The 24,406-nt window shown below is 44.3% G+C and carries 23 protein-coding genes; 13 read left to right on the top strand and 10 right to left on the bottom strand.

Annotated features, from left to right (window positions below; genetic code table 11):
• The 3 genes from F894_RS08635 to F894_RS08625 all read right to left on the bottom strand — a co-directional run bounded on the left by F894_RS08635 (nucleotide 1) and on the right by F894_RS08625 (nucleotide 4,453).
• The gene (locus F894_RS08635) at nucleotides 1–900 is read right to left on the bottom strand and encodes a MotA/TolQ/ExbB proton channel family protein (RefSeq protein ID WP_171065019.1); all 900 of its coding nucleotides are present in this window, start codon (nucleotides 898–900) and stop codon (nucleotides 1–3) included.
• Nucleotides 901–936: 36 nt separating this feature from the next.
• Nucleotides 937–1,638 carry an energy transducer TonB gene (locus F894_RS08630; RefSeq protein ID WP_004646084.1) on the bottom strand — a complete coding sequence of 234 codons (702 nt, stop codon included), beginning with the start codon at nucleotides 1,636–1,638 and terminating at the stop codon, nucleotides 937–939.
• 148 nt (nucleotides 1,639–1,786) lie between these two features.
• Nucleotides 1,787–4,453 carry a TonB-dependent receptor gene (locus F894_RS08625; RefSeq protein WP_005247136.1) on the bottom strand — a complete coding sequence of 889 codons (2,667 nt, stop codon included), beginning with the start codon at nucleotides 4,451–4,453 and terminating at the stop codon, nucleotides 1,787–1,789.
• Nucleotides 4,454–5,179: 726 nt separating this feature from the next.
• On the opposite strand from F894_RS08625, the gene F894_RS08620 reads away from it, so the two are divergent.
• From F894_RS08620 to F894_RS08595, 6 genes are read left to right on the top strand one after another with little or no spacing between them, the layout of a single operon-like run.
• Nucleotides 5,180–6,937, top strand: a complete 1,758-nt coding sequence (locus F894_RS08620) for an ABC transporter substrate-binding protein (RefSeq protein ID WP_005247135.1) — start codon at nucleotides 5,180–5,182, stop codon at nucleotides 6,935–6,937.
• 22 nt (nucleotides 6,938–6,959) lie between these two features.
• Nucleotides 6,960–8,762 (top strand): ABC transporter substrate-binding protein, encoded by a 1,803-nt coding sequence (locus F894_RS08615; RefSeq protein ID WP_005247133.1) that lies wholly within the window; start codon nucleotides 6,960–6,962, stop codon nucleotides 8,760–8,762.
• 20 nt (nucleotides 8,763–8,782) lie between these two features.
• Complete coding sequence (locus tag F894_RS08610) at nucleotides 8,783–10,789, top strand: M3 family metallopeptidase (RefSeq protein ID WP_005247132.1); 2,007 nt, start codon at nucleotides 8,783–8,785, stop codon at nucleotides 10,787–10,789.
• A gap of 12 nt (nucleotides 10,790–10,801) precedes the next feature.
• Nucleotides 10,802–11,740 (top strand): ABC transporter permease, encoded by a 939-nt coding sequence (locus tag F894_RS08605; protein ID WP_004279216.1) that lies wholly within the window; start codon nucleotides 10,802–10,804, stop codon nucleotides 11,738–11,740.
• Between the two features lie 7 nt (nucleotides 11,741–11,747).
• Nucleotides 11,748–12,899, top strand: a complete 1,152-nt coding sequence (locus F894_RS08600) for an ABC transporter permease (protein WP_004646090.1) — start codon at nucleotides 11,748–11,750, stop codon at nucleotides 12,897–12,899.
• Nucleotides 12,900–12,909: 10 nt separating this feature from the next.
• Complete coding sequence (locus tag F894_RS08595; RefSeq protein ID WP_005247131.1) at nucleotides 12,910–14,646, top strand: ABC transporter ATP-binding protein; 1,737 nt, start codon at nucleotides 12,910–12,912, stop codon at nucleotides 14,644–14,646.
• Between the two features lie 56 nt (nucleotides 14,647–14,702).
• Here the strand turns inward: F894_RS08595 and rluB are convergent, their stop codons facing one another.
• Genes rluB through F894_RS08580 form a run of 3 tightly spaced genes read right to left on the bottom strand, consistent with a single transcriptional unit; the run spans nucleotide 14,703 to nucleotide 17,178 of the window.
• Entirely contained in the window at nucleotides 14,703–15,755 is a 1,053-nt protein-coding gene (gene rluB / locus F894_RS08590; RefSeq protein WP_005107723.1) for a 23S rRNA pseudouridine(2605) synthase RluB, read from the bottom strand.
• Nucleotides 15,756–15,796: 41 nt separating this feature from the next.
• Nucleotides 15,797–16,387: an SMC-Scp complex subunit ScpB gene (scpB, locus tag F894_RS08585; RefSeq protein WP_004279220.1), complete on the bottom strand. Its 591-nt coding sequence runs from the start codon at nucleotides 16,385–16,387 to the stop codon at nucleotides 15,797–15,799.
• Nucleotides 16,384–17,178: a segregation and condensation protein A gene (locus F894_RS08580; RefSeq protein ID WP_004279221.1), complete on the bottom strand. Its 795-nt coding sequence runs from the start codon at nucleotides 17,176–17,178 to the stop codon at nucleotides 16,384–16,386. Before F894_RS08580 ends, scpB begins: the two co-directional genes overlap by 4 nt.
• A gap of 504 nt (nucleotides 17,179–17,682) precedes the next feature.
• Here F894_RS08580 and F894_RS08575 point away from each other — a divergent pair.
• Complete coding sequence (locus F894_RS08575) at nucleotides 17,683–18,162, top strand: hypothetical protein (protein ID WP_005247130.1); 480 nt, start codon at nucleotides 17,683–17,685, stop codon at nucleotides 18,160–18,162.
• Between the two features lie 81 nt (nucleotides 18,163–18,243).
• Here F894_RS08575 and F894_RS08570 read toward each other — a convergent pair whose 3' ends face one another.
• The 3 genes from F894_RS08570 to F894_RS08560 all read right to left on the bottom strand — a co-directional run bounded on the left by F894_RS08570 (nucleotide 18,244) and on the right by F894_RS08560 (nucleotide 19,941).
• Complete coding sequence (locus F894_RS08570) at nucleotides 18,244–18,528, bottom strand: hypothetical protein (protein ID WP_005247129.1); 285 nt, start codon at nucleotides 18,526–18,528, stop codon at nucleotides 18,244–18,246.
• Nucleotides 18,529–18,573: 45 nt separating this feature from the next.
• On the bottom strand, nucleotides 18,574–19,191 hold the full coding sequence (locus F894_RS08565) for an L-threonylcarbamoyladenylate synthase (RefSeq protein WP_004730625.1): 618 nt from the start codon (nucleotides 19,189–19,191) through the stop codon (nucleotides 18,574–18,576).
• An 87-nt stretch (nucleotides 19,192–19,278) separates the two neighbouring features.
• Complete coding sequence (locus F894_RS08560) at nucleotides 19,279–19,941, bottom strand: elongation factor P hydroxylase (RefSeq protein ID WP_005247128.1); 663 nt, start codon at nucleotides 19,939–19,941, stop codon at nucleotides 19,279–19,281.
• A gap of 97 nt (nucleotides 19,942–20,038) precedes the next feature.
• Here F894_RS08560 and F894_RS08555 point away from each other — a divergent pair, with 97 nt between their 5' ends.
• The 6 genes from F894_RS08555 to lysM all read left to right on the top strand — a co-directional run bounded on the left by F894_RS08555 (nucleotide 20,039) and on the right by lysM (nucleotide 23,798).
• Complete coding sequence (locus tag F894_RS08555) at nucleotides 20,039–20,596, top strand: YceD family protein (RefSeq protein ID WP_004279226.1); 558 nt, start codon at nucleotides 20,039–20,041, stop codon at nucleotides 20,594–20,596.
• 77 nt (nucleotides 20,597–20,673) lie between these two features.
• Nucleotides 20,674–20,856 (top strand): 50S ribosomal protein L32, encoded by a 183-nt coding sequence (gene rpmF, locus F894_RS08550; protein ID WP_004279227.1) that lies wholly within the window; start codon nucleotides 20,674–20,676, stop codon nucleotides 20,854–20,856.
• Between the two features lie 224 nt (nucleotides 20,857–21,080).
• Nucleotides 21,081–22,067, top strand: a complete 987-nt coding sequence (gene fabD / locus F894_RS08545) for an ACP S-malonyltransferase (RefSeq protein ID WP_005247127.1) — start codon at nucleotides 21,081–21,083, stop codon at nucleotides 22,065–22,067.
• Nucleotides 22,064–22,798: a 3-oxoacyl-ACP reductase FabG gene (gene fabG, locus F894_RS08540; protein WP_004646100.1), complete on the top strand. Its 735-nt coding sequence runs from the start codon at nucleotides 22,064–22,066 to the stop codon at nucleotides 22,796–22,798. The genes fabD and fabG overlap by 4 nt, the downstream gene beginning before the upstream one ends.
• 83 nt (nucleotides 22,799–22,881) lie before the next feature.
• The gene (gene acpP / locus F894_RS08535) at nucleotides 22,882–23,118 is read left to right on the top strand and encodes an acyl carrier protein (RefSeq protein WP_004646101.1); all 237 of its coding nucleotides are present in this window, start codon (nucleotides 22,882–22,884) and stop codon (nucleotides 23,116–23,118) included.
• Between the two features lie 185 nt (nucleotides 23,119–23,303).
• Entirely contained in the window at nucleotides 23,304–23,798 is a 495-nt protein-coding gene (gene lysM, locus F894_RS08530) for a peptidoglycan-binding protein LysM (RefSeq protein ID WP_004279231.1), read from the top strand.
• An 87-nt stretch (nucleotides 23,799–23,885) separates the two neighbouring features.
• Here lysM and F894_RS08525 read toward each other — a convergent pair whose 3' ends face one another.
• Nucleotides 23,886–24,353: an Lrp/AsnC ligand binding domain-containing protein gene (locus tag F894_RS08525; RefSeq protein WP_005104829.1), complete on the bottom strand. Its 468-nt coding sequence runs from the start codon at nucleotides 24,351–24,353 to the stop codon at nucleotides 23,886–23,888.
• Nucleotides 24,354–24,406 lie beyond the last annotated feature (53 nt).

The following is a 24,406-nucleotide window of genomic DNA, read 5'->3' as shown; positions in this document are numbered from 1 at the left end:
TTACTTCACGTCACGATTAACAGGATTATTGGTTGTAATTTCACCGCTGAGTAATACTGCGTGTAAATCAGAACCAAAAGTACGCACTTCTTCCATCACTGCTTTATTACGGCGAGTCAACCAGTTGTAGCCAAGTACTGCCGGTACAGCGACGGCCAGACCGATTGCAGTCATGATCAGTGCTTCACCCACTGGTCCTGCTACTTTATCAATCGAAGCCTGACCAGAAACACCAATGGCAGTAAGCGCGTGGTAAATACCCCAAACCGTACCAAACAGGCCAACAAAGGGTGCAGTAGAACCGACTGTCGCAAGGAAGGCTAGACCGCCACTCAGATGGCTTTGAATCTTGTCGACTGCGCGTGAAATAGAAATCGTAACCCAAGTATTAAAGTCGATACGCTCAAGTAAAGTGCCGCCATGGTTTTTGGTTGACTTGATGCCTTTTTCAGCGATAAAACGATATACGCTGGCTTCATCCAGATTTTGCGCTGCATTATCCAGAGAAGAAGATTCCCAGAACTGATGCTCTGCTTCTTTGGCTTGTTTGCGAATCTTGCCTTGTTGCAAGCACTTGGTGATCATGATGTACCAGGTACCGATCGACATGACCACCAGAATAAACAAAGTGATTTTAGAAACAATATCACCTTCTTTCCACATGGCTTCTAGGCCATAAGGATTGTATCCAGCTTTTTCATCGCTAGCTTCAGCAGGCAGTGGTGGCGGGGTCGGTGCAGCCGCTGTTGCAGGTGTTGTTACCACTGTTTCAGTGACAGCACTGGTATTGGGGGTAGCGGACTGTTCTGCAAAAACTGTTTGCAGAGGTAATAAAGTGCTCATGGCAATTACACCAGCAGCAGTCATATTTTTTAAAGGTTTTAGTGATTTTTTCATCATGGATCTCCTGATTTTTTTCTTTATCTGTTGTATCTGTTAGTCAAGGACAAATTCATATGGAATGTCATACCAAGATTCTTGCGGTTCGCCATTTTTCATTGCCGGCTTGAAAGTACATAAGCTGAAGGCCTTGGATGCTGCACGATCCAGCGCACGACTACCGCTCGACTTTTTCACTTTGGCATCCTGGACCTTGCCGGTGGTATTTACATATACAGAGATCAAGACTTCACCTTGTTCTTCATTCATCAGTGCATCACGTGGATAGTCTGGGCGTTTACAACCTGCTTCACCTTGTGAAACACCACGAGTTACGCCAGCGGGTGGAGGAGCTGGGGCTGGAGCGGCTGCGACTACTGGAGCCGGTGCTGCTACCGGACTTGGTGAAGGACTCGCTGCAACGGGAGTAGGTACTGCAACAGTTGTCGGTTGGGTTGGTGTTGGAAGTGTTTTCTGTACAGGAACGACTTTTTCAACCGGTTTCACCTCAGGCACTTGTGCTACTTTTTCCACGATTTTTGGTGGTTCAGGTGGTGTTTCTTTTGGTGGCTCAGGTTCAGGCGGCTTAATATCTTGAATAATCATTAGCTCAACTGGCTGTTCCGTTGGTTTAATAATGTCTTTTGCCATACCAGCCATGAGTACCAGGCCAACCAGGATATGCAAAAAAACAACGACCCCAATACCAGTCAGTTTTTTGGCGGAGTTTTTTTCTAAGTCTTCAAACTTTGTGCCCATCATGACTCCTAGAATTTAAGACAAACAGGAAATAGTGCACTGATGAGAAAATTTTTTTAGTTACAGGCAGCATTATTTTTTGTTTGGCTAAAATTAAACGGGGAAAACCGCAAACACCGCTTGGCAGCAGTGTTTGCGAAGTAATTAATTAAAAGAATTTATAAGTACCACGTAGGAAGTAGGTACGGCCCATTGGATCACCGTGACGAGGGTCATAGCCATATTGAGCATTGTTGGTTGCATCAGAAGCAGGTGGTTCTGCATCAAACATGTTGCGAATACCTGCAGTTAGCTCTAAATTCTTGAATCCGCTATAGGTGCCTGCAAAGTTATAAAGCGTATAGGCACTTACATCACGTTCTTGAGAAAAGTCTTCATAACCACGGATATATTGTTGTTCTAGTCTCATTTTCCAGTCTTCATAAGACCAGTTGATATTGGCAATATGTCTCCAGCGGACGACTGCAGGATCATCATAGATGCCGACGAGCCCTTCCCATTCACCGCCTGGTTCTTCTTGCTCATCCATTTTGATGACATATGTACCATCAATCCCAAAACCAAAACGGCCTGTTGCTGTCATTGGGCTTAAGTAGTTCAGGCTGAGGTCAATCCCTTCAGTTTTTAATCCACCCATATTTTGTAGAGTTGTATTTAAATACTGGATACGACCATCTGGAGCGTAAACGATCAGATTGCCATAGCGATCAAGGTCATTAAAAATGTCATTAGGAGTAACTGAGCTGACTAAACCTTCAATGTCAATATTGTAGTAATCAGCGGTGAATACCAGATTCTTGATTGGTTCATATACGAATCCGGCTGTAAAAGAGGTTGATTCTTCTGGCTGTAAGTCTGGGTTACCACCTTGTTTACGCTTGAACTGCATACCACATTGGTCTGCAAATTGGGTGCTGGTCGGTTGACCGTTAGCATCACAAAAACGTGGGTTATTGAAGTTAGTGCTAGTATTGGTTTCACTTTGTAAAGAGTTGATTTCCCACATACTTGGGGCACGGAATCCAGTACTATAAGAACTACGGAACATTAACTCTTTAACCGGTTCCCAACGTAGGGATACTTTTGGATTGAAAGTATCACCAAAGTCACTATAGTCATCATAACGTGCCGCAAGTTGAGCTTCTAGAGTCGGCAAGATCGGTACATGTAATTCAGTAAACACCGCAGTAATATCACGGTCACCTGAACTTGACGGTTTATTTGGATCAATACCAGAACCTGGAACCTGGCGAACAAGATCGGCATTCACCTTGGCTTCCCAGTCCTGAGTGGTGTAGCTACCACCCAAGGCAAATCCAACTTCACCTGCAGGTAGTTCATAGATTGGACGGCTGACGGTGAAATCTATAGTGGTAGAATCCAGACTTGCCATATTTGTTGGGCCTGCCACATCAAAAGTAGACCATTTCCCAGCATCTGCAGCGGCCTGAGGACCAAATGGGTTTAAGGTGCCATCATTAAGTGCGGCTTGAACCAAACTTTGATTCAGGTAACCACTGACGAAATTATCAGTTGCTTCACTTTTGGCATAAGTAACGCCACCATTTACATCCCAACCGTAGACTTCACCTTCAATCCCTGCAAAAAAGCGGTTTGATTCATTTTCTGATTGAGAAACACGGTTACCTGATTGTGAACGTAAATAAAGTGCTGCTCTTGGATCTACCAGACCAGCGATGTCTGGTGTAATGCCGTTGCCTGGATAATATTTGCTGGTATTTGGAATAGAAAGACTACCTCCCCATACATCAGGTGCTATCGAGGTTTTTACTTTACTTTCAGTATAAATATATTCAGCAACCGCATTTAATGAATCGGTTAATTTGAAGGTACCTTTACCTAGAGCTGAAAAAGTTTCTTCTTCTGGAGTAATACCAATGAGTGCTTGAGTGTTTAACAGGCAACGTGTACCAGATACAAACATATTTGGTGCATTATTACAGTTTTGATTGATATAAGGGTTAACTACACCTACACCTGAATCTAAAAGGTTGGCAGGGAAGCCGGCACTTGAACCGATCGCCATGTTCAACTCTGGAATTAAACCACCACGACGGCTGACTTTACGATCTTTGGCCATGATCATGTCAGAAGTACGATAATCTACTACACCGTAAACGTTGAAACCTTGTTCATCCAGATCACCATAACCACCGAAAATAGAGACATCATATTTGTCGCCATTCTTTTCTTCAGGTGCTTGCAGTCCACCAGAAATACCGAAACCTTGGTATTCCTTTTTGATAATAAAGTTAATTACGCCGGCAATTGCATCTGCACCATATACTGCAGAAGCACCATCACGCAGAATCTCGATTCGCTCAACCATCGCGAGCGGAATAATATTCAGGTTAACTTCAGAAGTACTAAATGGGCTGTTAGCCAAACGACGCCCATTTAATAAAACTAAGGTCTTATCAGTACCAATCCCACGCAGGTTGGCAGAAGAACCTGAAGTATTACTTTTACCAATATTTTGAGAAACAGCAAAACCAGCTTGGTTAGCACTTACTTTATTAATGGCTTCTTCAACCGTGGTGACCCCCTGATTCACCAGATCTTCGACTTTAAGCACAGTAATAGGAGATGCACTTTGTGCAGCTACTCCTTTAATAGATGAACCTGTCACTGTCACTTTTTGAACCTTGGTAGGTTTAGCGGCAGAGTTTTCTGGTTCATCGGCTGCATGTGCCAAAGACAAGCACATCATACTTAAGGTAAGCGTACTTAACTTGAGTATTGTCTTGCCAACTGTTGGAGCCCCCATAGATCCCACCAATTTGTTTTTTTTCATCGTAATTTTCACCCTTTTGTTATGTGAAGTAGTGCTGGGAGGACTTAAGCAAAGCGAATGCCAACTTATAAATTATTAACTTTAAAAAACATTAAGTGATTGAAAGAATTATATTTAATTTGGTTTTTTTAGAGATTTACTAAATTCTGATGAAGAAATATTAAGAGAGTAGGGTTTAAAATCTGAAGAAAGTCTCTATAGGAAACCATGAGAAAGTAAAAAATAAATATTTAATGAATAAGAAAGGAATCTAAAACTGAAAGAGAAATTGAATAAAGTTTAATCATGGTGCATAATTTCTACATAAAATATACAATATTTTTTTAAAATAAATTATTTATAATACAAGTACTTGTGTTTATTTATTGTTTACCTAAAGGTATACAATAGTGCAATAAGATGAAACAGGGTTGAGTTATTTTTGTGCGAAATGAACTTCAGTAAGAATTTTGAGGATAAAAATTTAATTAATGATTCATGGAAAATATTATGTTATTCATAATATTTTAAATAATTAATAAAAATAAACTTTTTTCAGTTAAAAACAGGAAGAAATCCCTATTTTTTGCAAGGATGGCATGAAATTCGCTTTGTTCAGTTTATTCCATCTGTCCAGCTTTGACCCATCCATTGAAGCAAATATGGGATGATGTATTTAAAACTTCCTATAGCAATAAAACTTCAAGATAAAGAATAGGTACAAATTTGAAATCAGCACTTTTTAGCATGACGATTTTGGCCTTGGCTATGAGCTCGGGGCAAACTGCCTGGGCAAAATCATCTGCACATCCGGATAAAGTTTTAAACCTGGCTTTCGAAGCACCTGATGATGGTTTTGATATGGTCAAAACCTATAATTTTTATAGTGGTAGCGTTGCTGAGGCCATTTTCGAGCCTTTGTTGCGTTATGACTATCTGGCCCGGCCTGCAATTTTGGCCCCAAATACCGCCGAGTCTTTACCCGTCGTTGAACAGGATGGCAAAGTTTATACCTTTAAAATCAAGCCAGGAATTTATTTCAGTCCGGATCCAGCCTTTCAGGGCAAGAAGCGTGAACTGGTTGCCCGAGATTATATTTATTCCATGCAAAGGGTGATGGATCCGAAAAACCATTCGCCTTCTTTTTCCTTTATCGAAGGCAAAATTCTTGGCGCAGATCAAGTCATCCAGCAGGCCAAAAAAACGGGAAAATTTAACTATGATGCTCCGATTGCCGGTTTAAAAGCCCTAGATAAATATACCTTACAAATTACCCTGACCCGTTCAGATCTGAACTTTCCTTACATTCTGGCCTATGTCGCTTTTGCTGGTACTGCACGCGAAGTCATCGAACATTATGGCGATCGGGCAGGTCAGCATCCAGTCGGAACAGGGGCATATCAGTTACACAAATATGTGCCGCGTAGCCGTATTGAGTTAATTGCTAGTCCAAATTATCGCGGTTTTGTCTGGAACTTCAAGGGGGATGGTTCAGAGTGGGATCAACGGATTGTCAAGGCTATGCAAGGCAAGCAGATGCCGCAAATCGGCAAGGTCAAGATCAGCATCATTGAAGAAGAACAATCACGCTGGCTGGCTTTAAAATCTGGACAATTAGACTATGACAAACTGACTGCAAGCGGCGCTGAACAGGCACTGGAAAATAAGCAGCTGAAAAGTGAATACAAGAAAAAAGGCATCCTGCATTATCCGAATAAAGAACCGGAAATCACCTATACCATCATGAATATGCGTGATCCGGTGATTGGTGGGAACTCACTGGAAAAAATTGCACTACGCCGTGCCATTGCCTTGTCCTATAACCAGAAAGAAGCCATCCAGCAGCTATATAAGGGCCATGCTGTTAAAGCTGAAATGATTCTTCCTGAAGGCGTGGGCGGATATAACCCGAATTATAGAAGCAGCATTGCCTACAACCCATTGATTGCCAATAAACTGCTCGATCGTTTTGGCTACAAGAAAGGAGTCGACGGTTACCGCACCTTGCCTGATGGCAAACCATTGGTTCTGAAAATGAACTCGACTAGCTCAAGCTCTTCCGTTATTTCTGCGGAGCTATGGAAAAAGAACCTGGATGCAATCGGGGTAAAAGTTGAATTTAAAGTCAGTAACTTTGCCGACAATTTAAAAGAAGCCACTCAATGCAAACATATGATGTGGGGTGGCGCCTGGATTGCAGATTATCCGGAAGGGGAAAACTTTGCCCAGTTGCTGTATGGCCCAAATGCCCAGCAAGGTAACCTGAGCTGCTATACCTCTAAAGCCTATGACGCGCTGTATCAAACTGCGATGAAACTGCCGCCTCAGCAACGCACTCCATATTATGAGCAGATGAACCGCCAGATGGAGGCCGATAATCCATGGATTTTGCACAATACCCGGGTACGTAACTGGCTGATTCACCCACAGGTACAGGGCTTTAAGGCACATCCGGTGACTAGAGCAGTTTGGCAATATCTGGATATTGAACCTGTTAAAAAATAACTTGAGAAGATTAAGAACCAGTATGAATGTGAATACAAACGCTTTAAAAAAGCTGGCCAGTGGTGTCTTAATGGCCAGTTTAATGATGGCCGGTGCTGCACCCACATGGGCTGCCAATCCCGCCAATCCAAATAAAGTCTTAAAAACGGTCTTTCCCGCGGCTGAAACCGGTTTCGACCCCGGTTATATCCATGACCGTTATTCGGCCAAGATTAACTCGGCGATTTTCGAAACCTTATATACCTATGATTATCTGGCTTCCTCAGCGAAACTGGTGCCATTGACTGCGGTAGATATGCCTCAGGTCAGTGCAGATGGTTTGACTTATACGATTAAAGTTAAAAAGGGCATTTACTTTGCGGATGATCCGGTCTTTGGCGGTAAAAAACGTGAACTGACTGCCTATGACTATGCTTATTCTCTAAAGCGTCTCTTAGATCCAAAGCTTAATTCACCAAATAGCTGGTTGCTGGATGGTCGGATCAAAGGGCTGGAAGCATGGACAGCCATGGCCAAAAAAAATGGCAAAGTCTATGAAAATCCATTTGAAGGCATTCAGACTCCAGACCGCTATACGCTGGTACTCAAGCTGAATAATCCAGATCAGAACTTTCCGATGTTGCTGGCACACGGCCCGGCTGCTGCAGTCGCCCGCGAAGTCATTGAAAAGTACAAAGACAAAGCTGGCTGGGTGATGAGTAAACCGGTCGGTACAGGACCTTATGTGCTTAGCCTCTGGACACCAGGCTCACGGATTATCTTAAAACCAAATCCAGCTTATCGTGGTTTTGTCTGGGACTTTAAAGCCAGTGGTGCAGAAGATCAGGCCATTGTAAAAGCCATGCAGGGCAAAAAAATGCCTCAAATCGGCACTATTGATGTGCGTGTTATTGAAGAAGCGCAATCACGGATGCTGGCATTTAAGAAAAATGAACTGGACTTGCTCGAAATTGAGGGCGATATCGTCGTACAGGCCCTCGATGGTGACAAATTAAAGCCTGAGCTGGCTCAGCAGGGAGTGAAGCTGTCACGTATTTTAGAGCCCTCCATTAGCTACCATTACTGGAATATGCAAAACCCGGTCGTGGGTGGTTTCGCGCCAGAAAAAATTGCCTTACGTCGTGCCATGGCGATGGCATTTTCTGTAGAAAACATGATCAATGTATTACTTAAGGGGGATGGAGCAAAACTGCACATGCCTATCCCCCCAGGAGTAGCAGGCTATTCACCGTCCTATAAAAGCAGTATTCCCTATTCAGTCAAAGCAGCCAACATGTTGCTCGACCGCTATAACTACAAGATCGGTGCAGATGGCTGGCGGAAAACGCCTGAAGGTAAACCTCTGGTGATTGAACTGATTACTGGGAATACCAGTCGGGGCCAGCAACAGGGTGAGTTCTGGAAAAAGACCCTGGACAGTATTCATATTCAGCTGACCAGTAAGGCCATGCCATTCGCTGAAGGCATCAAGCTGGAAAAGCAATGTAAAACCATGTTCAAGAGTTCTGCATGGATTGCCGATTATCCGGATGCCGACAACTTTATGCAGCTGTTCTATGGGAAGAATGTCAATGTCACCAACAATGCCTGTTTCAAGCATCCTGAATTCGACCGTCTATACGAACAAACCCAGAGCATGCCGCCTGGTCCGGAGCGTGATCTGCTCTACCGCAAAATGACCCGGATTCTGGAAGTCAACATGCCGACCCTGATGCTCTATAGCACCTACCGTAACGCCTTGACCCAACCCCAAATTATTGGACATAAGTCCCATCCGATTCTGTCTTCAGAATGGATGTATATCGATATTAATACGAAAAAGTAAGAAAAAATCTGGAGATGAATATGAAATCAAAGTCTTTAAAATTAAGTACCTTATGTTTAATGATAATGGGGGGATATCAAGGTGTAGCGGCAGAAACCCAAGCGCAGCTGCTGCCATTATTCAAGGCTGCAGAAATTCCGTCTTTATGTGATGCCAGTCTGGCTTCCATGCAAAAAGATATCCAGATATTTGAAAATAAGAAAATTAAAAATAAAGCCAAGGCAGGGCCTTATCTGGCTGAATGGGATGAGTTGCATGCCAAAGCCCGGGATTTCGGTGCAGCAGTAGGGCTGTACAGTAATGTCGATCCGGATCCTGCATTGCGTCAGGCAGCCGATGACTGTGAACTTAAAATCAGCAAATACCAAACCACCCTGTATCAGAATCCTAAACTGTATGGACAGTTCAAAAAACTGAAAGCCAGTGATCCGATTGATCAGAAATTTTTAGAAGATATTCTGGAGCAGTTTGAGAACACCGGCGTACAACTCAGTGCAGAAAAACAGAAACGACTGAAAGAAATTATTGAAGAAAGTACCAAACTGGGACAGGACTTTTCCAAAAATGTGCGGGATAACCCTGAAAAGGTTGAATTTACTCCAGCTGAAATGAAAGGCCTGCCAGAAAGTTACATCGCAAATTTAAAGAAAAATGAAAAGGGCAATTATCTGCTCGGCTTTGATTATCCGGAATACCAGCCTTTTATGGAGCTGGCAGAAAGTGATGAAGCACGCAAACGCTACCAGACCGCTTACACGCGTCGCGGGACCGAACAAAACCTGCAATTCATGAAAAAGGCCATTGATCTGCGTTATGAAATGGCACAACTTTTTGACAAGGAAAGCTATGCCCATTCTGCACTTGAATTCCGCATGGCCAAAACTCCGGAATCAGTGAACGGTTTTCTGGATGAGGTTTATGCCAAAGTTGCACCTCTAGAAAAGCAGGATGTAGAACAATTACGCCAGTTCAAGGCTGAAACTTTAAAAGTTCCGCTAGAGAAAGCAGAAATTACACGCTGGAATCAGGGTTATTGGAGTGAAAAACTGCGTCAGGCCAAATACAAGGTAGACCAGGAAAAATTGCGGGATTATTTCCCGACAGAAGCATCGCAAAAATGGTTATTCGCTATTTCTTCGGAACTCTATGGCATTGAGTTCAAGCCGGTGAAAGTCAAGGCCTGGCATGATGAAGTGGAATATTATGCGGTACATGACAAGGCTACGGGCGAATTCCTGGGCGGATTATATGTTGATAAATACCCGCGTGAAGGCAAATATGGGCATGCAGCTGTCTGGGGAGCTTATGGCGGCAGTACCCTGAATCAGCGTCGTCCGGTATCGGTACTGGTGACCAATTTTAACCGTAAGGGCTTGAACAGCAATGAACTGGAAACCTTTGTGCATGAAATGGGTCATGCCTTGCACGGGATTCTTTCGAAGACCCGCTATACAGAACAGTCTGGTACCTCGGTAGAGCGTGACTTTGTAGAAGCACCATCACAGATGTATGAAGAGTGGGCACGCCGTCTGGAAACCTTGTCAAAAGTAGCAGATTACTGTGAGCCAGCATGTCCTCGGGTGGATGCTGCCATGACCGAGCGCTTAAAGAATGTGAAGAATTACGGCCGAGGCCTGCATTATGCCCGTCAGGCTTTATATGCCCAATATGATATGGCCCTGCATGGTAAAGATGCAAAAAACATTGAGCCTTTAAAACTCTGGCAGGATATGGAAGGTAAAACTGCCTTGGGTTATGTTAACGGTCAGCAGTTCCCGGGACAGTTCGGGCATCTGATGGGCGGCTATCAGGCAGGTTACTATAGCTATATGTGGTCTGAGGTCATTGCCCTGGATATGCTTTCCTCCTTTGGCGATCAGCTGATGGACAAGAAAGTCGGTGCGCATTATCGCAATACGGTCCTGGCCCAAGGCGGACAAAAGCATGGCGAGCAAATGGTGAAAGACTTCTTGGGTCGTGATCCAGACAGCAAAGCTTTCTTTAATGAAATCTCTGGAAAAAATTAAGGAAGGCAAGCGATGCTGGCATATATTATTCGACGGCTTTGGCAAATGATCCCGACCATGCTCGGGGTGATTTTGCTGATATTCCTGCTGTTTAACTGGGTAGGTGGAGACCCTGCCTATATTCTGGCCGGTAAAATGGCCAATGCGGAACAGATTGAAAACATCCGTCAGCAACTGGGTGTGGATCAACCGTATTACGTACAACTGTGGATCTTTATCAAGCAGATTTTAACCTTTGATTATGGGGTGAGCTGGAGTACCGGGGAATCGGTGGCACAGATTATCACCACCCGTTTGGGGCCCTCACTGACCATTCTGATTCCACTGACCATTCTGCAAACTATTATTTCTATCATTCTGGCTTTGGGTGTGGCTTCGGTTCGTGGTTCTTTGACTGATCGCATGATCATGATGCTGTGTACGATCGGTATGTCGATCAGTATTCTGGTATACATCATCGTGTTCCAGTATTTCCTGGCCTATGAACTGAGCTGGTTCCCGGTACAGGGCTGGAGCGATAATTTCGCTGATAATCTTTTCAAATATGCCTTGTTACCTGTGCTGATTATGTTGGTGGTCAGTATTGCACCAACACTACGCCTGTATCGTAGTTTTGTACTGGATGAAGTCAATCAGGACTATGTACGTACTGCGCGTGCCAAAGGCCTGGGTGAAAACCGTATCATGGGCGTGCATGTCCTGCGCAATGCCTCGATTCCGATTATTACCGATGTCATGGCAGGACTTCCGGCACTGCTGATTGGTGCTTTCCTGATCGAACGTTTTTTTGGTATTCCGGGAATTGGCCGTGAAGTTATTATTGCGGTAGAACGTTCCGATTTTCCTGTGATTAAAGCCATTACGGTCTATGTCGCTGCTGCGACCATGATATTCAACCTGATTGCCGATCTGATCTATAAATGGGTCGATCCGCGTGTACAGTTGAAGTAGGTGAATTATGCTGAGTGCGATATTTAAAAAAGAACAAGCGGCTGAAGCAGCACCTGAATCGGCTTCAACAGGATTATGGCAACTGGCCATGCGCCGTTTGAAACGTGACCGGATTGCCATGTTTTCCCTGTATGTGGTGCTGTTTTATCTGCTGCTGCTGGTACTGTCAATGAGCGGCCTGATTGCCAAAGACTGGAATAAAGAAGTGGCGGTCAGCTATGCACCGCCGAGTTTTATCAGTGCAGCGCCAGTTCCGGCTGTATCTGATACAGAGCAGGGCGCAGAATCTGTACCTCTACCAGTCAATCCAGTTGATCCTTTAAAAGATGTCATTGCTGAATTGAATGCTGAAATTGCTGCTGAGCAGGGTGCTGGTGCAGGCATCGATTATTATGGAGTGGTCGATCCGCTGGCAGAAGACATGAAGGCCATTAATCAGGAACTCGGTGGCCAGCTGATGGATGAAAGTGGGGAACTCAAGCAAAGTCTGGTCTTCGGTGCCGATAAATGGGGGCAGGATGTTTTACAGAAAACCATTAAGGGGGCTGAAACCTCGATTCTGGTTGGATTGATTGCAGCCTTTGTCGCTGTACTGATTGGAACTGCACTGGGTGCAATAGCAGGTTACTTTGGTGGCTGGGTCGATGATCTTCTCAACTGGTTTTATAATATCTTTACTTCGATTCCCTATCTGTTGCTGGTTTTGGCGATTGCCGCAGTGTTACAACAAAAAGGTATTTTATCAATCATCCTGATTTTAGGTCTGACTGGCTGGACCGGGGTCTTCCGTTTGGTTCGTGCCGAATACATGAAACATACGGCACGTGAATATGTGCTGGCTGCCAAGGCGATTGGCGTGAGCAATATGCGTCGTATGTTTGTCCATATTTTTCCCAATGTCAGCCATATTGCCCTAGTACAGATGTCTATTTTGGTGGTGGCATTTATCAAGTCTGAAGTCATTTTGAGCTTTCTTGGTTTCGGTGTGCCTATCGGGGTAGTGTCATGGGGCAGTATGCTAAATGAAGCGCAAAGCGAGCTGATTTTGGGTAAATGGTGGCAACTGGCGGCAGCCTCAATCGCCATGGCGGTATTGGTGACTGCTTTCTCGATGTTTACCGATGCACTCCGTGATGCATTAGATCCAAAACTGAAATAGGAGCGCAACGATGTCTGAAATCAATCCAAGCACAGCACCTGCGTTACTTCGCGTAGAAAATCTGCGAGTCAGTTTTAAAGGTGAAAATAAAGAATATATTGAGACCGTAAAAGGGGTTTCTTTCGAGATTCCGGCCAATACCACGGTTGCACTGGTCGGTGAATCGGGGAGTGGCAAGTCGGTTACTTCCCTCGCCACTATGGGCCTGCTTCCGGCAGAAAGCGCACGTATTTCAGAAGATAGCCAGATCATCTTTGAAGGGAAAAACCTGCTCAAGCTTAAAACCCGTGAAATGCGCCAGATGTGCGGCAAAGACATTGCCATGATTTTTCAGGAGCCGATGTCTTCGCTAAATCCGGTATTTACGGTAGGCATGCAGATTGCAGAAATCCTGCAACTACATTTGGGCATGAATAAAAAACAGGCACGTCAACGTACTCTGGAACTGCTCAAAGAAGTGGGTATCCCTACGCCAGAAACTAAAATCGATGCCTATCCGGGGCAGCTTTCCGGTGGACAGCAACAACGGGTCATGATTGCCATGGCCATTGCCTGTGAACCTAAACTGTTGATTGCAGATGAACCGACCACAGCTCTGGATGTGACTATTCAAAAGCAGATTCTGGACTTGCTGGAATCGCTGCGGCAACGTCGCCAGATGTCGATGCTGTTTATTACCCATGATCTGGCATTGGTTGGTGAAATTGCTGATCAGGTGATTGTAATGCGTCATGGGGAAATCCGTGAACAGGGTCCGGTTCGGGAGGTGCTGGACCGGCCTCAAGACATGTATACCAAAGCCTTGTTACACTGCCGTCCACAATTGTCGCAACGTCCGTTACGTTTGCCGATGATCAGCGATTTTATGAAACAGGATGGCTCAACCTGGCTAGAAGATATCCGTCTGAATACTCAGCTTCCGCAACGTTCACGCGGGCTAAAGGGTGGAGAGGAAATTATTCTGGATGTACGGGATCTGAAGAAATCTTTTTATAGTCGTAAAGGACTGTTTGGCAAAGATGAATTTCAGGCAGTAAAAGGAGTTTCTTTCCAGCTGGCCAAAGGAAAAACCTTGGGGCTGGTCGGGGAGTCCGGTTCGGGTAAAACCACCATCGGTTTATTACTGATGCGTCTGCAACAGGCTACAGGTGGTAAAGCACTGTTTCAGGGTCGGGATATTTTGGACATGTCGGAACAGGAATTTACCCAGTATCAACGTAAAATCCAGATCATTTTCCAGAATCCCTATGCTTCTCTAAATCCACGTTTTACTGTTGGACAAATCCTGATGGAACCGATGCAGATTCATAAAATTGGTCAGGATGATGCAGAGCGCAAACAAATGGCCTTGGATCTGTTGGAGCGGGTCAGCTTGCCTGCACAGGCTTTTTATCGTTACCCGCATGAGTTTTCCGGTGGTCAGCGCCAGCGGATTGCAATTGCACGTTGCCTGACCTTAAAACCCGAGATTTTAATCTGTGATGAATCGGTTTCGGCGCTGGATGTATCAGTACAGGCGCAGGTGCTGAATTTACTACAAGATTTACAGGATGAATTTGGACTGAGCTATATCTTTATTTCGCATGATTTGTCGGTAGTAAAATATATTTCAGATCAGATCATGGTGATGAATCATGGGGAACTGGTAGAAATCGCCAATTCAGATGAGCTGTATCAATCGCCACAGCATGAATATACCAAGCGTTTACTCGGTGCCATTCCGCAAGGGATTCCACAAAGTGCCTGATACATAAGGCATAAAAAAAGTCAGGCAATGTGCCTGACTTTTTTTATTTATCTTAATTAAAACTTTTTAAAGCCTTTGTTGACGCCATATGGACGACGCGGCGCATTTTCATCACGCTCTTCGCGGCGACCAAAACCTTGATCCGGACGGTTTTCACGACGTACAAACTGAGTGCCATTCTGGTTTTCAGCTCTGTCACGACGACCATAAGCATTGTCATCACGACGCTCACGGCCAGTATTATTTTGTGGTTGCTCATCACTGTCACGACGTTGCTGACGCAAGAAACCGCCACGGCGCGCAGCCATCGGTTTGTCTTGCATACGTTCATTACGGCGTTTCGCCATACCAAACAAGCCTGTACCTTGACGTGGCTTCAATTCCACAGCTTTGGTCAGGTTGTCGATATCGTTTTTATCCAGTTCAATCCAGCGACCGGTACGCAGTTCGCGTGGCAAAATCACAGTACCATAACGGGTACGCAGTAGACGGCTGACTTTCAGGCCTTGTGATTCAAAGATACGACGTACTTCACGGTTACGACCTTCTTTTACTACCACCTGGAACCAACGGTTGATCCCGTCACCACCGAGTTCAGAGAAAGATTCGAATTTTGCCGGACCATCGTCTAGCACCACGCCTTTGAGCATGTTGTTGCGAATTTGTGGTGTAACTTCACCCATGACACGAACTGCATATTCACGTTCGATTTCATTCGATGGGTGCATCAAGCGGTTTGCAAGTTCGCCATCATTTGTGAACAAGAGCAGACCGGTCGAGTTGATATCCAGACGACCCACCATCACCCAGCGATCGCCCGGAATAGCAGGCAGCTGTTCAAACACGGTCGGACGGTTTTCAGGATCGCTACGTGAGCAGATCTCGCCTTCAGGCTTGTAGTAGATAATGACACGACGACGGATTTCGTCTTCAATCTGGAAGGCAACTTTACGACCATCGATGCGAAGCTCATCACCTGGTTCGATTCGTTCACCCACTTGGGCAATTTGCCCGTTGACACTTACACGACCCGCGGCAATGACTTCTTCCATATAACGGCGAGAACCCAAACCAACGCGTGCAAGCACCTTTTGCAACTTTTCACTCATGACAGCATAACCTTAGAAATAATTATCAACAGTTCACCTATTTATGACTTCGGTGCATTCGCATCGAGGGCCATAAAAGCTTCCTTGGCATCCTGCAGGGGAGGCAATTGGCCCAAACTATTCAGGCCAAACGCATTTAAAAATTGTGGCGTTGTCATTAACAACGCAGGTCTTCCAGGGAGTTCACGAAATCCAGACTCTTTAATCCAGTTCCAGTCAAACAGCGTACGCAAGTTTTGACTGTTATTCGTGACACCACGAATTTGTTCAATATCCGCTCGGGTCACTGGCTGGTGATAAGCAATCACCGCAAGCGTCTCTAGTAATGAAGGCGACAAGCGAGCCGGTCGCTCTGGCCAGGTCTGTGCAATAATATTACGATATTTTGCACGCACTTGAAAACGATAACCTTGTGCTGTTTCAATCAGTTCGATTGAACGGCCATGCATCAGCATGGAAAGTTGTTGTAAATACTGGCGTAATTCCTGCTTGCTATAGCGATCCTGAAAAGTTTCTTTCAGACGAGCCAATGAAACCGCGGAGTCGCTGGCAAAAATAATGGCTTCAAGCTGCATCAATACTTCATGCAGATTATCTTCTGCAGATAACAGCGTATTTTGATCGAGTGTCATTGACTGGCTCCTTGAATCGCGAGCGGGGCTTCAATACCTGTAGCAATAATCTGAATTTTTTGTTGTCGGGTCAGTTCCAGCACCGCCATAAAGGTTACCACCATACCCATACGGCCTTGGCTCGGTTTTAACAAGTCCTTAAAGCTGAGTATTGCGCCAGTTTCAATACAACTTTCAATATAGGCAATCCGTTCTTCCAGCAGTACCGGTTCCTGTTGCACCTGATGAATCACCGGTTCAGGACGGTTAAATATACAAAGCAAGGCATCACGCAATAAATCGCTTGAATAGCCTTCATTCGGCTGCTGGATTTCGCCCAAACTGACATTAGTGGTGAAAGTGTCTCGTTCCAGAATTGGCATCTGGCCCAGACGTTCTGCTGCCTGTTTAATTCTTAAATAATTTTCTAAACGGTCAATCAGTTCTTGTTTTGGATCCTGCTCAATCGCAGTCAGGCTTTTTGGTTTTGGTAACAGCAAACGCGATTTGAGATCTGCCAGTAAGGCCGCCATCACCATATAGTCGGCCGTCAACTCGATGTTGAGGGATTTCATTGCGTCCATATAAGACAAATACTGTGCTGCTATCGGCGCGATATCGACCTGTAACAGGTCAAAACCGTTTTTTTGAATCAGGTAAATTAAAAAGTCGAGTGGGCCTTCAAAATGTTCTAATAAGATTTCAAATGCCGCTGGAGGAATGTACAGATCCTCTGGAATTGTATCCTGCCATTCATCCAGAACCCGAATGTGCGGAGCAGATTCCATAGTGTTATGGATAATTTGAGTCATTACAATTATAGGCCACGCGAATTTTCAAAGGCATGCAAAGGCTTGATTTTCGGTATCTGATCGAAAGAAAAGCACAGGATTAAGCGTTGTCATTGTACTGGAAAAGTAACTTTAAATAAATTAAATAAGCCGTCAAAGCCATAAAAACTTAAAAAAATAATGGAATTTATCTACGATTTAAAAATAGCAACGAGAAAAATGACAAAACATAGCTGGAAATGCTACGGTGATTTTTAGGTTAAATTGGTTCTCATAATTAAGCGTATCTGGTAGATGATGTGAGTTGATTCACTTAAAAAACTCGATCAATACAGTAATTCTCATTAAAGTAGGAAATAAGCTAGCTGGCAGATATTGAATGATTTTTAAACGGATTTCCCATTAAAAAACATGAAATTAATAAGTATTAATAAAATATTTCCCCGTAATTTTTGGTCAAAAATTCCGCTATAATCTCGAAAAATAGTCAAGAATCACAAAAATCAATAAAAAGGTGAAGAAAGCATGCCACTTATTCTGGTTGTTATTGGGATGATCGCATTCGGGGGATTTTGGGCTTATCCCAAATATCAGATTATGCAGCTTGAAGATGAAGCACGCACAGGGCTGAAATCAGGTGGATTTTCAGCTTTTACGGAACAGGCCCGACCTGTCATGCAGGCCATGAAAATGGATTTTAGTGTACTGGACCAATATCCGAATATCCGTTTTTACATGCGGCATATGGCCTATGAGGGCGACCAGCTGGATGAGCGGATTAAACTGGATATGCAAGCTATGTCTTGTGAGTCAATCAATTCCTTTAAAGTCATGGAACCCAAGGCACGCACAGCGATGTTGAATGTACTGGAAGAAGATCAGATTATTTTTCATGTGTATCTGAAAAATAAACTGGGTGAAGAGCTCATGCATCATGAACAGAAGCTATCGCAATGTCCAAATTTCATTGCGGTTCGTCATTATGAGCGTAGTTCAGATTCCTAAACTGTTTTTGGCAACCATTGCATACCTGTCAAATCGAAAAGAATAGAACTGCAACATCTCACCATATGCTGTTTTAGATTTTCATGGTGAGGAATGATTGTATTCGTTGGTCGCAAATTCAATGATACGTTGGCAAGACTCTGCCAGGCATACATTTTGGTTTGAATAGATCTGCAACAACTGTCTCACTAGAGCCAACGTCAGGAAAAATTGGTACTCAGTATGATCAATATTTATAGTGAGATAGGGAGAGGGATGTGCTTCGACCAGCGCTGCCTTGGATTGCAGTGTCCAAGGCAGTTCTGCATAGATCAAATCCTGTGCAGAAAATTCATGCTGATTCAGGAGCAAGTAAAATAAATCCATTCATTTTGACTCCCCGAATGTTTGTAGGAATTTCTCAAGCGTCATTTATTCAAAAGCGCTGACATCTCCCATACCACGACGAATCACTTCTGGATGATCACCGGATAAATCTACAATAGAGGTCGTGCTCAAGGTGCCTAAACCGCTATCTACAAAAACATCAATGCGTTTGCCCAGCTGCATTTCAATATCATAAGGATCGTCAAGTGGGTCAGTCTGACCCGGTAAAATCAGGGTAGAAGTCAATAACGGCTCACCGAGTTCTTTGAGTAACAGCTGACATACCGGATTATTCGGAATGCGTAGACCAATAGTTTTCTTTTTAGGATGCATCAACCGACGTGGCACTTCACTGGTCGCAGGTAAAATAAAGGTCGTGATGGCCGGTGTATTATTTTTCAGCAAACGGTACATGGCATTGTCCACTTTGGCATAAGTGGCAATATCGGACAAATCACAGCACAGAATCGCATATTGGTGTTTTGGACCCAGACCACGAATTTGCGCAATCCGCTCCATGGCACTCTTGTTCCCAATCTGGCAACCAATCGCATAGGCAGCATCAGTGGGATAGACCACCACATCACCCGCACGGATACGTTCCACTGCCTGACTGATTAAGCGGGGTTGCGGATTGTCTGGGTGTACGCGTAAATGCAGCATAGAGACTACTCCAAGCTTGGGCTGATGGCTTATTATGTGGCGCTCAGGCAAGATCTGGCAATCATAGAAAAGGTAGATTTGTGTAATTTAATCAAGCATTTCACGTATAAATTCATCAGATTGTAAACTTTTGCCACCTTTGATGCAGATACAGATACATTGGATAAAGCGCGCTGCATCACGTGGAAGTTTGGCTGTACCATTAAAATAAGCCTGAACTTGGGCATAAACATTATCTTTAAAGCTGGTGCCATCACCGCCATCGCCAGTCAGGTTATCCAAAGAAACCCGGAATTTACGGCCAAAAGCTTGGGCAAACATCCACTCAATTGCCTGTGGCTTGATTTCGACCTGTTCAAATAAAGCCTGCTGTTCGCGGGTCCGCCCATCCGGGGCATACCAGTAACCCAGATCAGGCAGCAGGCGGCGTTTGTCTCCGGCAATGGTCCAGTGGCTGATTTCATGCAGGGCACTATTAAAGAAACCATGGGCAAACTGGATTCGGGCAGGGCGGTCTACACTTGCAGGGAAATATTCTGGTTCAAATTCGCCCCGTACTAAAGTGACATTTAAATGGGAAAACCAGTGATTAAAGTGTAAGATGAGCCAATCCACTTGCTGCGCTTCTGACGATAAATTCGCCCATGGCGAGAGTTGCACTTGTTGTGTTGAACTGTCAGAATCAAGGCTTGGAATTGTGCTAACGAGTGATGAAACATTCACTTCTGTTTGCGGCTGCAACAGATGCATGACTTGAGTTACCCAAATGGTCTGTCGAAATAAGTACAAAATTGTATCTTAATCTTTGACAGAGTACTGATGAATTTGTAGAATTGCCGCCTTAATTATGTCAGCAAATACCTTTCCGGCACAGATTGAGCCGTTTAAATGGGCTGAACAGGGCTTTAAATGGTCAGGTCAACTGCCTTTATCCCGCTTTGTTCGTATCGCTCGTGAAGCTGTTGGATCAATTGATGATCAATTGATTAACATAGACTGTAAGCTATCAATGGATGCCTATCATCGTATTGCATGGCTAGATGGTCACGTTGAAACAAAAGTTCCTATGGAATGCCAGCGTTGTCTGGAAACTGTAGAAATTGAGCTGGTTTCATCGTTCCATTTGGCACTTGTGGATGATGAGTCACTGATAGAGCGCTTGGATGAGGATGCTGATTTCATCGTCCTAGGTGAAAGTGAAGCAACGACCAAAGGTGATTATGATGCACCTGCGACCGCTGATTTACTCGCGCTGATAGAAGATGAACTGTTATTGTTGATGCCGTTGTCGCCTAAACATGAGTTTTGTGAACATAAGCATCAACCTGCCGTAGAAGAAGTGGCTGAAGAAAAACGGGACAACCCGTTTGAAGTTTTGGCTGCTTTGAAGGGTAAACTTAACTAATTTTTGTGTTATACTCTTGTGTATAAGACAATCGAATTTGTTCTGATCCATTTTTTCGATCTTTGTAAGGAGCCATCATGGCCGTTCAGCAAAACCGTAAAAGTCGCTCTCGCCGTGACATGCGCCGTTCACATGACGCTTTAACCGAGAATGCATTAACTGTAGACCAAGCTACTGGCGAGACTCACCGTCGTCACCACGTATCTAAAGATGGTATCTACCGTGGTCGTCAATTATTCGCTAAAGCATCTGCTGAATAATTGGTGATGTATTAAGCGTCAAGCTTAGTAGAAAAAAATGGGAGCATTTAGCTCCCTTTTTTTTGTTTTTGATTTTTAGGTGTATCGGTTTTTTGTTGTATTTGGCAATTACCGCCAGCAAAATTACATGCTAAATTGCGCTCCACAATGATTTAGGTGGTCTTATTGGTCAGTCTTCTTGTTAGGATTGAAGAAGCACACCTCTTGAATGAAAGGATTTTATTATGTCTGCTACACCACTCGAACAAGCAGCGCCAGCAACAAAAACTGCATTTGTGTTTCCGGGTCAGGGTTCACAAAAGGCCGGTATGCTGGCTGAGCTTGCAGAACAGTTTGCAAGTATTCGCGAGACATTTGCAGAAGCATCTGAAGCCGTCGGTTTTGATCTGTGGCAGATTGCGCAAAGTGGCGAAGGTCTGGATCAAACCGAATTTACCCAGCCGGTATTGCTGACTGCAAGTATTGCCTTATGGCGCGTGTGGTTGGAATCTGGCGGTGTAGCACCGAAATATCTGGCAGGCCATTCACTGGGTGAATATAGCGCACTGGTCGCATCGGGTGCTTTAAGCCTAGGTGATGCTGCGAAGCTGGTGAACCTGCGCGGTAAACTGATGCAGACGGCTGTACCTCAGGGTGTCGGTGCAATGGCTGCCATTTTGGGTCTGGATGATGCCAAAGTGATTGAGCTGTGTGCACAGGCCACGGCAGCAGGTGAAGGTTCTGTTGAAGCGGCAAACTACAATGCCCAAGGGCAGGTAGTTGTTGCGGGTAATAAAGATCGCGTTGAAGCAGTGATGGCATTGGCCAAAGAAAACGGCGCAAAAGCCATTGCATTGCCAGTATCGGTTCCATCGCATTGTTCATTGATGAAACCTGCGGCTGAGCAGTTTGCTCCGGCATTGGAACAAACCGCCATTGAGCTGCCACGCATTCCTGTATTACAAAATGTGGGCGCGCAAGCGGCAACCAGTGTAGATGAATTGCGTCAGGCGTTGACCGCGCAACTTTATGAGTCAGTACAATGGACTAAAACTTTACAATTCCTTCAAGATGAAGGTGTTGAGTACATCGTAGAATGTGGTCCGGGTAATGTATTGACCAACTTGGCGAAACGCTTGCCGAATATTCAAAAAGCACTTCCACTGGACAGTCAATCTCGTCTGGAAGATGCATTAAACACCGTATTGGCGGCAGAAGGGAAAAGTGCATGACACAGGAACGTAAAGTTGCTCTGGTAACAGGTGCAAGTCGTGGTATTGGTGCTGCGATCGCACAACAGTTGATTCAGGATGGTTATTTTGTCGTAGGTACTGCAACGTCTGAAGCGGGTGCGGAAAAATTATCGGCAGAATTTGCTGAAAATGGCGCTGGAAAAGTACTAGATGTACGTGATGGTGCTGCGATTGATGCGCTGGTAACGGACATCGAACAGAACTATGGTCCAGTCCTTGCGTTGGTCAATAATGCAGGTATTACCAAAGACAATTTGCTGCTGCGTATGTCTGAAGATGACTGGGATGATATTTTAAATATTCACCTGAAAGCAGTTTACCGTTTGTCTAAGCGTGTACTCAAAGGCATGACCAAGGCGCGTTTCGGCCGCATTATCAATATCAGTTCTGTGGTGGCACACTTTGCCAACCCGGGTCAGGCCAATTATTCTGCTGCCAAAGCAGGTATTGAGGCATTTAGCCGTAGCCTTGCCAAAGAAATGGGTAGCCGTCAGATTACCGTAAACTCGGTAGCACCAGGTTTTATTGCGACTGAAATGACTGAACAGCTAAGCGAAGAAATTCGTAAAAAAATGACTGAGCAGGTGGCATTAAACCGTTTAGGTGATCCGCAGGATATCGCAAATGCCGTAAGTTTCCTGGCTTCAGATAAAGCCAGTTACATTACTGGTACAGTTATGCATGTAAATGGGGGCTTATACATGAGCTAAGCTCAAGTATAAACTTTCCAAATTTTTTAGATTCAATTAAACTAACGGCATTAAAAACGCCACAAGCAATGAGGAGAATTCCTGTGAGCGATATCGAACAACGTGTTAAGCAAGCAGTTGCAGAACAACTTGGTATCAAAATCGAAGAGATTAAAAACGAAGCATCTTTCATGGATGACTTAGGTGCAGATTCTCTAGATCTAGTTGAACTTGTTATGTCTTTCGAAAATGATTTCGACATCACGATTCCTGATGAAGATTCTAACGAAATCACAACTGTTCAATCTGCAATTGACTACGTTTCTAAGAAACTGGGTTAATCGCCGATTTCAGCTTTGCTGAACATAAAGACCACCCTAGAGGTGGTTTTTTTGTGTCTGCTTTTCACATGAATGGAGGTTTTACAATTCATTACCTTTCTGTCACCAATGACTAACTATCTCTCTAGAGTTTTCATTATAAAAATAAGAGTGATGTGACATTAACAACAAGAATGGAGTCCGCTATGGGTCTTTTTGATTTTGTAAAAGGTATCGGTAAGAAGAATACAGCTGCTGCGGAACCACAGGCTGCACCTACAACGACAACGCCGGCTGCAGCACAACCTGCGGAGCCTTCTGCTCAGGAAGTGGCAAATAAATTACTCGGCCATGTGAAAAGTCTGGGCCTTCCGATCACTGGTTTATCCATCAGTTATAATTCAGCCTCAGATCTGGCGACGGTCAGAGGTCAGGTACAAAGTCAGGCCGATCGTGAAAAGATTGTTCTGGCCGTGGGTAATATTGATCATGTGGCCAAAGTGGATGATCAGCTTACAGTGAGCAGTCCTGAGCCGGAAAGTAAGTTCTACACGGTGAAATCAGGTGACAGTTTGTCAAAAATCTCAAAAGAATTTTATGGTGATGCCAATCAGTATAATAAAATTTTTGAAGCCAACCGTCCGTTGCTCAAAGATGCAGATGATATTTTTCCGGGACAGGTGCTCCGCATTCCTGCTTGATTTTTAATAAGTCCAATCAATGTTCGATCTCAAAGCCCCGTTTGGGGCTTTGTTGTTTTTGCCAGTAGCTTTAAAAAGCCATCATTACTAAATACCCAAGTCCAGATATAAACTTTCTTTGACTTCTTCCATCACCACATAGCTGTGCGAGGAGGCAGAGGCGGGTAGTTTTTTCAGTAAATCTCCCAGTAAACGGCGATAAGCACTCATTTCTTTTAAACGTGCTTTGACCAGATAATCAAAATCACCGGAAATTAAATGGCATTCCAGGACTTCCGGGATTTCGGTTAGGTTACGTGCCACCTGATCAAAGACATCACCTGATTTGGCGGAGAGTTTGATTTCCAGAAAAACCAGCAGGTTGCGCTCCAGCATTTCCGGATTTAAACGGGCGTAATAGCCCATGATAATGCCTTCGCGCTCTAGCCGTTTTACCCGTTCTGAACAGGGTGTGGTCGATAGATTGACGTGTGCTGCAAGTTCGCTAATCGCAATCCGGCCATCGCGTTGCAGGATATCCAGAATCATGCGGTCAATGCGGTCTAATTTACGCATCAATATTTCCCTCTTTTTTTTAATTCTGCCCGAAAAAATATTTATTTCACTGA

It is taken from the genome of Acinetobacter sp. CIP 51.11, assembly GCF_000369665.1.
GTDB lineage: Bacteria > Pseudomonadota > Gammaproteobacteria > Pseudomonadales > Moraxellaceae > Acinetobacter > Acinetobacter lwoffii_S.
The sequence above is the reverse complement of the archived record's forward strand: the minus strand, read 5'-3'. Positions and strand labels throughout refer to the sequence as shown.

Coding starts and splice junctions, on each gene's coding strand:
- F894_RS08635 (WP_171065019.1), bottom strand. CDS start 900: ATGATGAAAAAATCACTAAAACCTTTAAAAAATATGACTGCTGCTGGT.
- F894_RS08630 (WP_004646084.1), bottom strand. CDS start 1,638: ATGGGCACAAAGTTTGAAGACTTAGAAAAAAACTCCGCCAAAAAACTG.
- F894_RS08625 (WP_005247136.1), bottom strand. CDS start 4,453: ATGAAAAAAAACAAATTGGTGGGATCTATGGGGGCTCCAACAGTTGGC.
- F894_RS08620 (WP_005247135.1), top strand. CDS start 5,180: ATGACGATTTTGGCCTTGGCTATGAGCTCGGGGCAAACTGCCTGGGCA.
- F894_RS08615 (WP_005247133.1), top strand. CDS start 6,960: ATGAATGTGAATACAAACGCTTTAAAAAAGCTGGCCAGTGGTGTCTTA.
- F894_RS08610 (WP_005247132.1), top strand. CDS start 8,783: ATGAAATCAAAGTCTTTAAAATTAAGTACCTTATGTTTAATGATAATG.
- F894_RS08605 (WP_004279216.1), top strand. CDS start 10,802: ATGCTGGCATATATTATTCGACGGCTTTGGCAAATGATCCCGACCATG.
- F894_RS08600 (WP_004646090.1), top strand. CDS start 11,748: ATGCTGAGTGCGATATTTAAAAAAGAACAAGCGGCTGAAGCAGCACCT.
- F894_RS08595 (WP_005247131.1), top strand. CDS start 12,910: ATGTCTGAAATCAATCCAAGCACAGCACCTGCGTTACTTCGCGTAGAA.
- rluB (WP_005107723.1), bottom strand. CDS start 15,755: ATGAGTGAAAAGTTGCAAAAGGTGCTTGCACGCGTTGGTTTGGGTTCT.
- scpB (WP_004279220.1), bottom strand. CDS start 16,387: ATGACACTCGATCAAAATACGCTGTTATCTGCAGAAGATAATCTGCAT.
- F894_RS08580 (WP_004279221.1), bottom strand. CDS start 17,178: ATGACTCAAATTATCCATAACACTATGGAATCTGCTCCGCACATTCGG.
- F894_RS08575 (WP_005247130.1), top strand. CDS start 17,683: ATGCCACTTATTCTGGTTGTTATTGGGATGATCGCATTCGGGGGATTT.
- F894_RS08570 (WP_005247129.1), bottom strand. CDS start 18,528: ATGGATTTATTTTACTTGCTCCTGAATCAGCATGAATTTTCTGCACAG.
- F894_RS08565 (WP_004730625.1), bottom strand. CDS start 19,191: ATGCTGCATTTACGCGTACACCCAGACAATCCGCAACCCCGCTTAATC.
- F894_RS08560 (WP_005247128.1), bottom strand. CDS start 19,941: ATGCATCTGTTGCAGCCGCAAACAGAAGTGAATGTTTCATCACTCGTT.
- F894_RS08555 (WP_004279226.1), top strand. CDS start 20,039: ATGTCAGCAAATACCTTTCCGGCACAGATTGAGCCGTTTAAATGGGCT.
- rpmF (WP_004279227.1), top strand. CDS start 20,674: ATGGCCGTTCAGCAAAACCGTAAAAGTCGCTCTCGCCGTGACATGCGC.
- fabD (WP_005247127.1), top strand. CDS start 21,081: ATGTCTGCTACACCACTCGAACAAGCAGCGCCAGCAACAAAAACTGCA.
- fabG (WP_004646100.1), top strand. CDS start 22,064: ATGACACAGGAACGTAAAGTTGCTCTGGTAACAGGTGCAAGTCGTGGT.
- lysM (WP_004279231.1), top strand. CDS start 23,304: ATGGGTCTTTTTGATTTTGTAAAAGGTATCGGTAAGAAGAATACAGCT.
- F894_RS08525 (WP_005104829.1), bottom strand. CDS start 24,353: ATGCGTAAATTAGACCGCATTGACCGCATGATTCTGGATATCCTGCAA.